Genomic DNA, 14,980 nt, shown 5'->3' with positions numbered 1-14,980 from the left:
ATATGCTATGAACGCTTTGAATAAAAAAATTATCATTTTAATTGTTTTAGTCGCTTTATTTTTGCTTACTTTTGCAATGTCCTTAAGTTTTGGGCAAATTCAGATTCCTTTTTTATCTATCGTAAATATTCTTACTGACCAATTAAATTTGCCAATACTAACGAATGCCGTTCCAACAGCTGAGGATACCGCTGTTATTTGGCATATTAGAATGCCTAGAACGCTTGTTGGCATTTTAGTCGGGGCGGCGTTAGCTGTAACGGGTGCAGTAATGCAGGGCGTTTTTGGTAATCCATTAGCAGAACCGGGAATTATTGGTGCATCAAGTGGAGCTGCACTGGGAGCTGTATTAGCTATTTCTACGGGATTGACTGCTATAGGCATGTTTTATATGCCTCTTTTTGCGTTTATCGGATCTTTGGCAACGGTTGCATTAACGATTTTTCTTGCTATGCGGAATGGGAAAATTCCCGTCATGGTATTATTACTAGCCGGCGTTGCTGTTAGTATTTTTTTAGGAGCATTAACTTCAGGAATATTGACTTTTATGAATGAATATAAATTGAGGGAATTTTTATTTTGGACCGTTGGCGGATTAGACTATAGACGCTGGGAACATGTGTATTTGGCAGTTGGTCCAATTGTGCTTGGTATTATTATTTTATGTTTATTAGCTAGACATTTGAATATTCTTGTTCTTGGTGAGGAAGAAGCGCGCTCTGTCGGTATGTCGGTAGGCAAATTGAGAATGCTTTTATTATTCATTGCTTCACTAACAACAGCTACTGCAGTATGTGTCAGTGGTAGTATAAGCTTTGTTGGGTTAGTGGTGCCACATATTATGAGGATTATCTTAGGAGCAGAACACCGGATTTTATTACCAGCCTGTGCCTTAGCTGGAGGGACTTTTCTATTAGGGTGTGATACGGTGGGAAGATTGATTGCGCAGCCAGCGGAGATCCGCGTGGGTGTAATGACTGCTTTAATGGGTGCACCATACTTTTTGTTTTTACTTAGACGGGCGCAGCGGAAGGGGCAGCTATAATGAAACAACCTATACTGATTGCAGAAAATGTCGGATTAGCGATAGACAATTATACTATATTACAGGACATTAATTTTACAGTAAATCCAGGAGAGTTTGTTGGTATTATCGGGCCCAATGGCGCAGGTAAAAGTACGCTGCTAAAAAGTTTACGGGGAATTCATTCGGCAATAGGAACTATCGAAATATTTGGGGAAAATCTACATACATTATCTGAAAAGCAGATTGCGCGTAAAGTTGCTTATATGCAGCAGGAAATTAATACGGGATTTGGATTTTCAGCAAAACAGGTTGTGTTAGCAGGACGATATCCTTATTTGGAATGGTGGCAGAATGAAAGTGAAGAGGACTATGCAATTGCTGAAAAATATATGAAATTTACAGGTGTCTCTCATTTAGCGGATAAGGATATTAATCATATGTCAGGTGGGGAAAAACAGCGTGTATTATTAGCGAAGGTTCTTACCCAAGAAACGGATTTGATCTTTCTTGATGAGCCTACGGCTAGTCTCGATTTAACGTATCAAGAAGAGATTTTTCGTCAGTGCAAAGAGCTTTGTCGTCAGGGAAAAACTATTTTGATTGTTGTTCATGACATTCGCTTGGCGGCAAAATTTTGTTCTCGATTAATTTTACTGAATAAAGGTAACGTTTTAGCGGATGGATTACCAGAAGAAGTAATCACTACTGGTAATTTACATCAAGCGTATCAGATGAATGCAGCAGTGTTTAATAATTATGTATCGGGACTGCTTGATATTTATACTTATCATAAAGAGGATAGAAATGATAGCAAGCAACGGATTCACATTATTAGTGGAGGAGGGATTGCTTCGGATTTAATAAGAAAGTTATATGAACAGCATTATAAGATTAGTACGGGGGTATTATCAACTGGAGATGGAGACGCAATTGTAGCGTCTGCATTTAAAGCAAAGGTGATTTATAAGGAAGCTTTTGCTCCTATCAATGAATCAAGTAGTGAGGAAAATCGCATGTTAATTGGTCATGCAAACTTTACAGTACTTTGTAATATTGCCTATGGAATAAATAATTTAATGAACTTAAAAGATGCATTTATTGCAAAACAATTGATTATTTTGGAAGATACACCGATTGAAGAACGTGATTATACAAATGGGGAAGCAAAACACTTATACGATGCATTAATACGGCAATCACAAGTACAAGTAATGACAACAAATGAATTTATGCATTTAATGGAGCAGAAAAATGGAGTTTTTAAATCAATCTGAAACATCGACAAAGATGCTATTACTTAGTTTAACCGGTACCTGTAATTTATCATGTAAGTATTGCTATGCGAATGAACATGCTGCTGATTTTATGTCAGTTGAGACAGCGATTCAAGCAGTAGATATTGCTGCAAGAAGTAAAGAGAAGTTTATCCTTCAATTTAGTGGTGGAGAACCGCTGCTGAATTTTCCGGTCATTCAAGCGGTGATTGAATATGTTCAGCACAATAAAATTCCTGCATTAATGCAGGTGCAAACAAATGGAACGTTAATTACTGAGAAAATCGCGAAAATCCTAAAAAAAGGAAAAGTTGCAATTGGCGTTAGCATAGATGGGAGAACACAGGAAAATGATAAGCAGAGATGTTTTCCAAATGGTAGTGGATGTATGCAGGCGATTTTAAATGGAATTGAAATTTTGAAACATCATTCTATCCAAATCGGTGTGACTTGTGTTGTGACAGCTCAAAATGTAAATAAATTAACAGGGATTGTAGAGCTTGCCTATTACCTTGGAAATGTAAGGCGAATTGGGTTTGATTTACTAAGAGGACAAGGACGCGGTGCAGAGATAAAAGCGGCGGAACCTCAAGATGTAAAAGCGGGATTAGAGGAAGCATTTACCGTAGCTCAAAAGCTTGAGAAATTAACGGGACGTAAAATGTTGTTTGCGCAGTTAGAACGCGTGGAAAAATTAAAGGAAGGCAGCTTAACAACTTTTGCTCATTGCCATGCGATGAATGGTGCTGCAATTTATGTTGATGCAACTGGAGATATCTATGCTTGTGCTTCTTTGGTAGGTAATCCTGACTTTTATATTGGAAATATTAAAACGGGTGTGGATAGACAAAAACAAGCCAAGGTTGCAGAGGTAATAAAAAATAGTTTGCATTTTTGCTTAGAGTGCAAGGATTTTTCGTTGTGTGGCGGGGGGTGTTTTGCTAGATGGTATGGCAGCAAAGAGAAAATGGCATATCTTTCGGAATGTAGCTTGAAGCGGACTGCAATTCATTGTAGTTAATTGGAGAAAAATATAAATTTATGCATTTAAAAGCTTGACTATATAGCCACTATATAGTTTATGATGAAAAACGAATTTCATAATCGCGCAATAGGTGCCAAAAGGCTTAATAGGGAAATCGGTGTAAATCCGATACGGTCCCGCCGCTGTAATGAGGAGCGACTCCAAATACGTCACTGAGAGAAATCTTGGGAAGGCTGGAGAAGTGATGAATCTGAGTCAGAAGAACTGCCATTGCATGATCATACCATTAGACCTGCGAGCGACAGGGATGGGAGATATACAGTGAATACTGTTTATTTTGCATGAAAAACTCTGTACGCAAATCGCGTAACAGAGTTTTTTTATTCTTTTCTATTAATTATTTTTGGAGGAATCTACAATGAAAAGGGATTTTTTACGAAAAAGAACAGTTTTAGCCACGATTGCTTGTACTACATTTGTTTCGTTAGCATTGCCAAGTGTAGAAGCCGCTACCTTAGATGAATATACGCTAGACAATGTTGTTGTTACAGCATCTAAAATAGAACAAAATGCTTTTAAAGCACCTGCAAATATCAATGTTGTTACGCGTGAAATGTTAGAAAAAAATCATTATACAAACTTAACGGATGTGCTTAGAGATGTTCCAGGTGTTACTATTCAAAACTATGGAAACGGTGGCGGAAATTATACTTCAAACAGTATTTATATTAATGGAACAAAAAATATTGTAGTTCTTATTGATGGAATGAGAGTAAATACAAATGGTAGTACTTTCTCAAAATTTAATGCTTCAGAAGTAGTAGATATGGATAGCATTGAACGAATTGAAATATTAAAAGGGTCAGCTTCAACACTTTATGGCTCAGATGCTTCAGGTGGTGTAATCAATATCATTACACGTAAAGTCGCTGCAGGTGATAACAAAACTTCCTTAGAAATTACAGGTGGCAGTTTTGGCAAGGAACAATATAGTCTTTTGAATACGGGAAGAACGGATGACAATGTTTATTGGATGCTTGCCGCGCAAAAAGATATTAGTGGTGATTTTAAGGATGGGCGCGGCAATACAATTCAAAATAAAGTAAATGCAAACGATTTTAATTTTAAAATCGGCAAAGATTTTGATGAAGATACTTCGCTAATATTTACTTACGAATCTTATCAATCGGATTATTTACGCCCCAAAAATGGTGGCCTTCATGAAACGCAAATTAGTGAAGGTGAAAAAGACCAAAGAAGATTGAGTATTTTATCCACAAATCGCATTTCTGAAAGAGCAGTAAATCAGATTTCCTTATATCAAAATAAGAACTATCTCAATGATAACTATAATGACTCAATGAATGTATGGTTAATGGACTTGGAGACTTCAGGCGTAAGTGACCAGGTAACCTATACAACAGAAAATCATACTTTAGTAGGCGGCTTTGATTTTTATCAAGATAAGATCAAGAATTATTCTAGTACAAGTTATGGTTATACAGATGCTTGGCGAGATCGAACGATTACAAATCGTGCCTTTTATTTGCAAGATGCTTGGCATATGAATGATGAATGGACATTAACGACGGGGATTCGTACAGACAATCATTCCGTATATGGACGTCATAATACGCCAAGTGTTGTATTAGGTTATGAAGCGAATGACAATACAAATTACTATATGAGTTATAAGGAATTCTTTGTATCGCCAAATCAATATCAGTTGTATTCCTCTTACGGCAGCTTAGATTTAGAACCGGAAACAGGAAAAACAATAGAATTTGGTGTGAATCACAAATTTGATAAAACTTTCACTGGTAGTTTCAACATATTTAAGCGAAAAGCAGAAAATATGATCGGATTTAATTCGGATACCTATAAATATTACAATGTTGGGGAAGAAAGTGCCCGTGGCTGGGATATCCAATTCACAAAACAATTGAATGATAATTTTAGTGCAAATGTAGGTTATACGCATTTATATATTGATCCGGAAAATGCATATTCAAATCCAAATCAGAATGGATATTTACCGCGTGGTGCTTGGAATCTAGGGTTGAAATATGAAAAGGATCAATTTGATATGCAGCTTAATGGTAGAGGAATTATTGATCGAGAAGGTCGTAAGGGAAAAAATATTGCAGATGAATTTACATCCTTTTGGATATGGGATGCAGCAATCAATTATCAATTCGAAGACAATGCAAAAGCGTTTATTCGTGTGAATAATATTTTTGATAAATTCTATACAGATCAATGTTATGATATGGATCCAGATGGTAGTTGGTATTCAGCACCAGGGCGTAACTTCCAAGTTGGAGTTCAATATTCATTTTAATCATTTTCGCATTTTGATGATAGAAGCAATAGGGCTGATAACAGCCCTATTTTGTTAATATAATGAGCAATGGAGTAAGAATATGAGCAGGATATTATTTATTACAAATATGGAACATCATGATATTGGAATGAAATCAGCCCAAATTTTTGCAGAGGCAAAAAGTCAGCTAAGTAATTTTTTTGTGCAAGAATATATAAATGATAGTGAAATTTGGAACAAACGCTGGGAAGAGAAAATTCGAGTGTGTGATTTTGTTTTAATTTCATGGATGGGAACGGGATTGTGTTGTGATTTTCTAAAAAAGTCCTCAATGTATATGCGACAAAAGGAGATTTGTCATCTTTATCACATCATGGATGCTGGTGACGATGTACTGGATTTAGGCTTAACCCACGAAGAAAAAAATACAATTTTTAAATATTTTAGCTATGGAGGATTAGAGAATTTCTCAAATTTATGGCTTTTTCTTGCAAAAACATTTTGTAAAAAAAATTGTCAAGTAGAAGAACCGAAACAAATGCCCTGGGCTGGGGTATATCATCCTAATTATCCGGATGAGACCTTAAGTATTGAGGAGTATTTGGAAAAGAAGCAATCACTCAATAAGCCGATCATTGGTATGATTTTTTCGCGGGAAGATTGGTTATGGCAGAACTTATCTTATCCAAATCAAGTAATTGCTGAAATTGAAAGGCAAGGATTTATTCCGCTTGTGATTTTTACTACGACAATGGCAAATGAAGAAACAGGAGCGGTTAACTTACAAACCAATATAGAAAAGTTTTTTTATCAAAATGGACACCCTATAATTGACGTGTTAATTAACAATTTTGTTTTTTCTTTGACGGTTACGGGATTTGTTGCATTAGAAGCATTAAAAAAATTAAATGTTCCAATCTTACAAGCGTACCATTTATATAATACGTATCAATGGTGGAAGAATAGTTTTGTAGGAATGTCTGCGAATGAATTATCCTATGCGATTGCATTGCCTGAATTTGATGGAATTATTCATAGTGTACCAGTTGCAACACAAGAAGAATTAGAGGAGGGGGCACATACAAAATGTATATTAGAAGAACGAATTGAGCGGTTAATACAAAAGGCTGGAAAATGGGCTAAATTAAATAAAAAGCAGAATAAAGAAAAGAAAGTTGCAATCATATTTCATAATTATCCGCCAACAAATTCAAACATCGGAAGTGCAGCAAGCCTTGATTCTATTGAAAGTATTCGCTTGTTATTAAAAAGGTTAAAAGAGGATGGCTATCAGGTAGATCATTTGCCTGTAAGTCGCGAAGAATTTATTGCGGATCTAACAAGTCATGCCACCAATGATCGGCGGTTTATTTCAGAAAAACAAATTTTAGAAGCTGATGGGAAATTAACAAAAGAACAATATCAAGCTTATTTTGAGACTCTGCCACAAGAGACAAAAAAACAGTTGATCCATGATTGGGGAGGAGTGCCAGGCGAAGTATTTTGTTATGAGGATACTTTGCTGATTCCGGGAATGAAAAATGGAAATGTTTATATTACAGTACAGCCTCCACGTGGATTTGGCGAGGATCCGGCCAAAATTTATCATTCGCCGGATTGTGCTCCAACACATCATTATTTAGCCTTTTACCATTGGATACAAGAGATTTGGCAAGCAGATGCGATGATTCATGTAGGAACGCATGGAAATTTGGAATGGCTTCCAGGAAAAGGCGTAGCGATGTCAAACGCTTGCTATCCTGACATTGCTACGGGAAATATGCCGAATATTTATCATTATTGGATTACCTGTGTTGGCGAAGGAATTCAGGCAAAAAGACGTAGTGCTGCATGTTTAATTAGTTATTTATCTGCACCGATGACCGTTGCCGGAGTGTATGAAGAATTAGAAGAGCTAGAAAAACTTTTAGAAGAATATGTTCATTTCCAAAAAGATATCGCTGCCGAGCAGAATAAAACGATATTGGAAGATTTAATTAGGCAAAAAGCAGCTGAGTGCAGGATTGAAGAAATCGTTGATTATGGCGATTTTAATGATTATCTTGGGAAATTGCACGTTTTTATTACGGATATAAAAAATATGCAGATTCATAATGGATTGCATATTTTGGGTTGCCCTCCAGAAGGGGATGAACTAATTGAGTATTTGTTAGAATTGACACGGTTAGAAAATGGTGAGATTCCCTCGCTGACAAAAACAATTGCGACTATGATTTATGGATATGATTATTACGTCTTGTTAGAAAATAGCGGTACTTTACTTCCCGATGGAAGCAAGACTTATGGCATTTTATTAGATGAAATTCGGCAAAAGTGTCGTGAAGTTATTGTGCTCTTGTATCAACAGCAGTTTGAGATAGAACAAGCAGAACGAATCTTCCATTTATCCTGGACGGAAAAATTAACTGAGCAAGAGCGTACAGAATTTTTAAAAGTAGCTAGATATATTTGTCAACATATTGCACCAAGTTTACTTTTGACGACTTTGGAGATTGAAAATACCCTGCGAGCATTGAATGGTGCTTATATTGAGCCAAGTGCATCTGGAGCTCCAACGAGTGGTGGTGCGGATTTGTTACCGACAGGGAGAAATTTTTATAGCGTTGATCCCAAAACTCTACCGACAGAGGCGGCTTGGGAAATCGGTAAAACGATGGCGGATTATGTAATCGAACGTTTTATCAATGAGGAGGGGCATTATCCTGAGAGCGTAGGCATTATTTTGTGGGCAACGAGTAATTTGCGTAATCATGGACAATGTGTTGCAGAATTTTTATATTTAATGGGCTTAAAACCCGTTTGGCAAAGCGGCAGCAAGCGGGTTATTGACTTAGAAATTATTCCGCTAGAAAAGCTGAAAAGACCACGAATAGACGTAACTGGACGGATTAGCGGGCTGTTTCGTGATAGCATGTTAGCTTCGATTGATTGGCTAAATAAAGCAGTAGATATGGTGTCTCAGCTTGATGAAAGTATTGAGCAAAATTATGTTCGCAAACATATTTTAGCGGAAGTTGATGACTTACTACAGGAAGGTACTGCGAAAGAACAGGCTTGGCGACAAGCTTCATATCGAATTTTTGGCGATCCACCGGGAGCGCATGGTGCAGGTGTTGGTGCGGTATTAGAAGCGAAAAATTGGGATAATATTGATGACTTAGCCGATGTGTACGTTCGTTGGGGCGCACATGCCTATGGCGACGGTTCAGCTGGTTCGTATTTACCAAAGCTATTTAAAAAGCGTTTAGAAAAGATGGAGATTACCTTGCAGAATGTAGATCATCGCGAGTCCTCTATGTTAGCGGGGGATGATTATAATAATTATCGTGGTGGTATGGTAGCCGCTGTCCGCAGTATAAGCGGTAAAATGCCACGGAATTATGTAAGCGATAGCTCAGATCGAAAAAAAATTCAGTTGCGAAGTTTAGCAGAAGAGTTAAAACGGTGGTTTAGAGGCGAAGCCATGAATCCTAAATATATTGAAGGGATGAAAAAACATGGTTATAAAGGTGCCGGTGATTTAGCGACTTACGTTGCTGTCAGTTATCAATGGGATGCGACAAGCAATGTCATGGAAGATTGGATGTATGAAAAATACGCAGAAAAATATGCATTTAATGAAGAGATGCAAAAATGGATGCAGGAAGTGAATCCATGGGCATTGCACAGAATTGCTGAGGTGCTATTAGAAGCCAATCAGCGTGGGCTATGGAATGCGAAACCAGAAACAAAAGCTGAATTGGAAAAATTATTTTTATCCTTAGAAGGAGATTTGGAAGAAATAAATGATGAAAAATAAATGGAAGCAAAAATATCAAATTGGGTTGATTTTATGCAGCATTTTTATATTCCTCTTATGCTGCGGGTGTGGGAAAAACGGAGAAAGTCAACTTTCTCAAGATGCTTATGAGGTCATGGATAGCCAAGGAACCGTGGTAAAGATTCCGCATAAGCCAAATAAAATTTTAACCTTGTCTATGCATACGGACATTATTGCATTAGGCATGGTGACTACAGATAAAATGGTTGGGGTTAATGCTTTATTAGATGATCCTTATAGCTCTAATATTGTTGAAAAGGCGAAGAAGATTCCCGTAAAAATCAAAGACCCTTCGCCGGAGCAGGTTTTTGCATTAAAACCAGATTTAATTATTGCCAGTGGCTGGACACCCGCTGATACTGTATCTTCTTTAAGGGAATTAGGATTTCCGGTCATTGTTACTCCAGAGGTGGCTACCTTAGCTGATACACAAGCTACGATTAAATTAATTGCGCAAGCACTAAAAGAAGAAGAAAAAGGTGACTTAATCTTAGCAAAAATGAAGGAGGAACTTGCAGATATTCAAGCAAAGGTTGAGCAAATACCTGAAAATCAGCGAAAAAAAATTGTCTTGATTTCTTTGATGACGACTTATGGCGGAAGTGGCTGTACCTTTGATGCGATGTGTAATTATGCAGGCGTTATCAATGGCGTAGCGGCAGCCGGAATAAAAAATGGACAAGTATTAACGAAAGAAATGATTGTAGGAATTAATCCGGATATTTTCTTAATGCCTTCCTATCAAGATCATGGAACTTACGATGTCGGCGAATTTAATCAGGAATATTTAAATGATCCATCACTTCAAACGGTTACTGCAATTAAAAATAATGGCTTGCGTTACCCTAGAGAAGGGTATATTTATAACGCTTCGCAAGATTTTGTCTATGGAGTAAAGGAGATTGCTTATGCCGTTTATGGGGATGCGTTTGCACAACCTGCGAATCAGCATATTTCATTTTCAGGTGAATGATAAGAATTTGTAAAGAAAAAGGATTTTTATGGGGATGAAAATTGCATTATTACATTTAAATTTAAGTGGCGGACCACAAGAAAAAAACCTAGAGGTTTTATGTAAATCAATAAAAATGGCAGCAAACTCTGGTGCAAAATGGATTCTTACGCCAGAGATGGCATTGCAAGGATATTTTTTTACGCAACTGGGTCGAGAATATGTTTGGGAGAAAGAGATTACGAATATCATTCAACCTGTTTTAGATTTGGCAAAGGAATTACAGGTTACAGTTTTTCTCGGGTGTGGTGAACTCGATCATGACGATGGGAAAAAGTATAACAGTTGTTTGATTATTGATACAAAAGGAGAAATTATCGACAAGCATCGGAAACTTAAAATTGTAGGGTCGGCAACGGAAGGTTGGTCAACTGCTGGTAAAAGATTGACTTGTTTGCGTTATGAGGGAGTATCTATAGGAGTGTTGGTTTGTGCCGATGCATGGTATGGAGAAAATGGAGCGCAGCTTGGTGAAATGGGAGCAGAATTAATTCTTGTTATTGCTGCTTGGCCACCAGGCTGTGGCGGCCCTCCGGAGAAAGCTTGGGAACGCTGCTCTAAAATGAGTGGTGGACGCCCTGTGATTGTTTGCAACCAAACGGGAAATACACGCGGAATGAATTGTTTTATTGCGAAAAGTGCGGCAATTATCGATGGAGAGCTGAAGTTTTCCTATCAGGGGGAAGCTGCAATATTAATGATGGACTTTAATAAAAAGGAAAAAGTATTTACTAGTACGCAATTTAATATCATTTCATTTACATAAGAGCTTGGATAAGTGTTTTTTGGAGGGATTTTGATGAAGAAAATAATTTTTGTAACGAACAAAGAACGTCAAGGGAGTATGATGCAACAGGCATTGAATCTATTAGTCGCAGAAAAAAGACTAGCCAGCGTACATGAAGTCTATCGCGTGAATCATGATACCATTTGGAGTACGTATACACAGGTAGAATTTATGGAGGCGGATTTCGTTATTTTCTCATGGATGGGAATGAGTGATGACCATCCTTTCTTCCAGAAAGCACTTAAACTTTTAAAACAACAAAAAATAAAGTATTGCCTTTTAGCGAATACACAAGAGGCAAAAAACGCAGATGCATTTTGTTTAGAAATTCAAGCTGAAATTGAACGGTACTTGAATTTTGGCGGGATTGCAAACTATACGAATTTATGGCTTTATGTTGTTGAAAAAATTTTTCAAGAGAAGACCTCGTACCAGATACCAAAAAAACTGCATTGGAATGGAATTTTTCATCCAGCACATGTTGAGCCGATTTTAGATATTGAGTCCTATTGGAATAACTATTGTGCAACAGACAAGATGACCATCGGAATATTGTTTTCTAGGGAAGAATGGATATGGCAGGATCTTGATTATCAAACATCATTAATAGAGGAAATAAAAGCACAGGGCATGAATGCGATAGCGGTTTTCTGCTTATGGGCAGGAAACAAAGCGGAGGATGTTTCGGGAATTGATGACACGGTAAAACAATTTTTTTATCGTCAGGGCAAAGTCATTGTCGATACGGTAATTACTACCTTTAAATTTTCGTTGACCGTTGGTAAAAGAATCGAAAAAGATTTTTTGCAGAGCTTGAACGTACCTATTTTGCAAGCGTACACTTTGCGTAAGGAGTATGAAGAGTGGCGAAAGAGTACAGATGGAATGGATCCGGTAGAGATTTCTAGTGTTCTTGCGCTAAGTGAATTTGATGGTGTCATTCATTCGTTGCCAGTTGCCAATAAAAAAATTGCGGAAGATGGAACGATTTCATATGTGCCAAATCATGAGAGATTGCGACGCGTGGTACAGAAAGCAAAAAAATGGGCAAACTTGCGTCATAAATCAAATGTAGAGAAAAAAGTTGCGATAGTTTTTCATAATGTGCCGGCAAATAATTCAAATGTTGGAAGTGCTGCTGGACTAGATTCGCCGGCAAGTATTAGGAATTTATTAAAGAGAATGCAGGAAGAAGGATACTTTGTTGACCACGTTCCGCCAGATGGTCAAATCTTTATCGAAGAATTGCTAGCTGGCGTAACGAATGATCGGCGGTTTTTAACGGATAAACAGATAGAAAATACACCCGCTAGAGTAACTAAACAGGAGTATTTGAATTTCTTTTCAACGCTTCCGAAAAAGACTCAAATGGAGCTAACTACGCATTGGGGAGATGCGCCTGGTGATGTGTTTTGTTACGATGATGAACTGCTTATCCCGGGGATTTTAAATGGGAACATTTTTATTAGTGTGCAGTCGCCGCGGGGATTTGGTGAAGACCCGGGGAAAATACTACATTCGCCTGATGCACCGCCGCCACATCATTATTTGGCGTATTATCATTGGATTCGCGATGTATGGCAAGCGGATGCAGTGATGCATATTGGTACGCATGGTTCACTAGAATGGCTACCAGGGAAAAGTGCGGCATTATCAGATACTTGTTATCCGGATTTAGCACTTGGTGATTTGCCGAATCTTTATCCGTATTTGATTACGATTGTCGGTGAGGGAACACAGGCAAAAAGACGCGGATCAGCTTGTTTGATTGGGCATTTACCAGCACCGATGAGCCATGCGGGCGCTTATGAAGAAATGGCCGAGTTGGAAAAATATTTAGAAGAGTACATACATTTTAAAGTTTATCAGCCGGCAAATCTTGAGACGGTAAAAGCAAAGATTAATGAAAAAGTTTTAGCGTTAAATCTAAGCGAGGATATGAAAACGAAGCCAACAGAAAACTTTGATGACTATGTACAAGAGTTGCATTGCTACATTACGGATATTAAAAATTTGCAAATTCGGACGGGGTTACATATTTTAGGAAATGCGCCAACAAATCAACTTCTACAAGATTATCTGCTGGCATTAACGAACTCTGAACACGATGACTTGCCTTCACTTCCTAAAGCGATCACAAAAGCGTTCCAGCTGGATTATTACTTATTATTAGAAAAAAGTGGACAGATTTCTGCGGATGGAATAACGAGTAATGGCATCGTTTTAGATAAAATTCGTACCTATTGTCAGGAAGTCATCAGCGTGTTAGCTGATACGTCTTATGATATGGATCGGTTAGGGCAGTTACAGTATTTGGACTGGTATAAAGGATTGGCGGAAGAATCAAAGAGCGAGATTCAGCGTGTTGCTGCATTTATTTGTAAGGAATTAGTCGGTAATTTAGAAAAGACAACGCAAGAAATTGAAAACTGTTTGTCTGGATTATCTGGGAAATATGTTGAACCTGGCCCGGCTGGAGCACCGACGAGCGGAGCAATCGAAGTTTTGCCAACCGGAAGAAATTTTTATGGGGTTGATCCAAGTAAATTACCTTCGCCAATTGGTTGGACTTTAGGCAAGTCTTTAGCGGATAGTGTTATTTCGCGTTATTTGGCAGAAGAAGGGTGCTACCCTGAAAACATTGGGATGATTCTTTGGTGTGGGGCAAATTTAAGAAGTCGTGGACAATGCGTGGCGGAGTTTTTATATTTATTAGGGGTTAAACCCGTGTGGAAAAAAGGCAGTATGCGTGTCGTAGGCTTGGAAGTTATTCCTTTAGAAGAATTAAAGCGTCCGCGTATCGATGTAACGTCAAGAATCAGCGGTTTGTTTAGAGACGGAATGCCAGCGGCAATGAAATGGTTAGATGAAGCAGTGCGTATCGTCGGTGAACTTGATGAAGATATTGAAGCAAATTATGTTCGCAAGCATATGCTTAGCGATGCTGAGGAAATGAAAAAAGAAGGCGTTGCGCCAAAAGATGCTTGGCAACAGGTCGGCTGTAGACTTTTTGGCTGTAAACCCGGTGCATATGGTGCTGGGGTTGGTAATGCATTAGAAGCGAAAAATTGGGAAACTGTAGACGATTTAGCGCAAATTTATTTGCAATGGGGCGCACATGCTTATGGCGGACAGCAAAATGGAACGTATAGGCCAAACTTGTTCACAAAGCGATTATCGGTCATGGATATTACGATTAAAAATGAAGATAACCGCGAGGCAACGATGCTGGATTCAGATGATTTTAATGCATTTCATGGCGGATTAATTGCAGCTGTTCGCAGTTTTAAAGGGTCTGCGCCGCGCTCATATTGTGGAGACAGCTCAGATCGGCAAAAAGTTGTTGTGCGCAGTTTAGGAGAAGAGTTTAAACGGATTTTTCGCGGGGAAGTGATCAATCCGAAACATATTGAAGGAATGAAAAAACATGGCTATAAAGGTGCGGCAGATTTAGCTGGGGCGATTGCTCGTTGCTATGATTGGGATGCGACTAGCTGTGTAATGGAAAATTGGATGTATGAAAAAATTGCTGCAAAATATGCGTTAAATAAAGAGATGCAGGACTGGATGAGAAAGGTGAATCCGTGGGCTTTGCAGAGGATTGCGGAAAAACTTTTAGAGGCACAGCAACGTCAAATGTGGCAGGCGAAATCGGAGACTTTAGAGGAATTAAAATCACTTTACTTATCAATTGAAGGTGAACTGGAAGAGCGAAGTGAGGATTAATTTGC

The 14,980-nt window shown here is 38.1% G+C and carries 8 protein-coding genes and 1 riboswitch; all 8 genes read left to right on the top strand.

What is annotated here, in order from left to right:
* Positions 1 to 7: 7 nt before the first annotated feature.
* Complete coding sequence (locus P3F81_RS07840) at positions 8 to 1,045, top strand: FecCD family ABC transporter permease (protein ID WP_147669852.1); 1,038 nt, start codon at positions 8 to 10, stop codon at positions 1,043 to 1,045.
* A complete protein-coding gene (locus P3F81_RS07835) occupies positions 1,045 to 2,301 on the top strand; it encodes an ABC transporter ATP-binding protein (protein ID WP_147669853.1) in 1,257 nt (418 codons plus the stop codon). The genes P3F81_RS07840 and P3F81_RS07835 overlap by 1 nt, the downstream gene beginning before the upstream one ends.
* On the top strand, positions 2,279 to 3,322 hold the full coding sequence (locus P3F81_RS07830) for a radical SAM/SPASM domain-containing protein (protein ID WP_147669854.1): 1,044 nt from the start codon (positions 2,279 to 2,281) through the stop codon (positions 3,320 to 3,322). The genes P3F81_RS07835 and P3F81_RS07830 overlap by 23 nt, the downstream gene beginning before the upstream one ends.
* A gap of 74 nt (positions 3,323 to 3,396) precedes the next feature.
* Positions 3,397 to 3,572: riboswitch (cobalamin riboswitch) on the top strand.
* A gap of 132 nt (positions 3,573 to 3,704) precedes the next feature.
* Positions 3,705 to 5,627: a TonB-dependent receptor plug domain-containing protein gene (locus P3F81_RS07825; protein WP_147669855.1), complete on the top strand. Its 1,923-nt coding sequence runs from the start codon at positions 3,705 to 3,707 to the stop codon at positions 5,625 to 5,627.
* Positions 5,628 to 5,709: 82 nt separating this feature from the next.
* Positions 5,710 to 9,429 carry a cobaltochelatase subunit CobN gene (gene cobN, locus P3F81_RS07820; protein WP_147669856.1) on the top strand — a complete coding sequence of 1,240 codons (3,720 nt, stop codon included), beginning with the start codon at positions 5,710 to 5,712 and terminating at the stop codon, positions 9,427 to 9,429.
* Complete coding sequence (locus P3F81_RS07815; RefSeq protein WP_147669857.1) at positions 9,416 to 10,423, top strand: ABC transporter substrate-binding protein; 1,008 nt, start codon at positions 9,416 to 9,418, stop codon at positions 10,421 to 10,423. Before cobN (P3F81_RS07820) ends, P3F81_RS07815 begins: the two co-directional genes overlap by 14 nt.
* Positions 10,424 to 10,457: 34 nt before the next feature.
* Positions 10,458 to 11,228: a carbon-nitrogen hydrolase family protein gene (locus P3F81_RS07810; protein ID WP_309320258.1), complete on the top strand. Its 771-nt coding sequence runs from the start codon at positions 10,458 to 10,460 to the stop codon at positions 11,226 to 11,228.
* A 33-nt stretch (positions 11,229 to 11,261) separates the two neighbouring features.
* A complete protein-coding gene (gene cobN, locus P3F81_RS07805) occupies positions 11,262 to 14,975 on the top strand; it encodes a cobaltochelatase subunit CobN (protein ID WP_147669859.1) in 3,714 nt (1,237 codons plus the stop codon).
* The last annotated feature ends 5 nt before the right edge of the window (positions 14,976 to 14,980 follow it).

The sequence above is a fragment of the Selenobaculum gibii genome, assembly GCF_030273445.1.
GTDB lineage: Bacteria > Bacillota > Negativicutes > ICN-92133 > ICN-92133 > Selenobaculum > Selenobaculum gibii.
This window is presented reverse-complemented; position numbering and strand designations above follow the sequence as displayed.

What these genes read in the sequence shown, in the direction of transcription:
- P3F81_RS07840 (WP_147669852.1), top strand. Translation starts at nt 8, where the DNA reads ATGAACGCTTTGAATAAAAAAATTATCATTTTAATTGTTTTAGTCGCT.
- P3F81_RS07835 (WP_147669853.1), top strand. Translation starts at nt 1,045, where the DNA reads ATGAAACAACCTATACTGATTGCAGAAAATGTCGGATTAGCGATAGAC.
- P3F81_RS07830 (WP_147669854.1), top strand. Translation starts at nt 2,279, where the DNA reads ATGGAGTTTTTAAATCAATCTGAAACATCGACAAAGATGCTATTACTT.
- P3F81_RS07825 (WP_147669855.1), top strand. Translation starts at nt 3,705, where the DNA reads ATGAAAAGGGATTTTTTACGAAAAAGAACAGTTTTAGCCACGATTGCT.
- cobN (WP_147669856.1), top strand. Translation starts at nt 5,710, where the DNA reads ATGAGCAGGATATTATTTATTACAAATATGGAACATCATGATATTGGA.
- P3F81_RS07815 (WP_147669857.1), top strand. Translation starts at nt 9,416, where the DNA reads ATGATGAAAAATAAATGGAAGCAAAAATATCAAATTGGGTTGATTTTA.
- P3F81_RS07810 (WP_309320258.1), top strand. Translation starts at nt 10,458, where the DNA reads ATGAAAATTGCATTATTACATTTAAATTTAAGTGGCGGACCACAAGAA.
- cobN (WP_147669859.1), top strand. Translation starts at nt 11,262, where the DNA reads ATGAAGAAAATAATTTTTGTAACGAACAAAGAACGTCAAGGGAGTATG.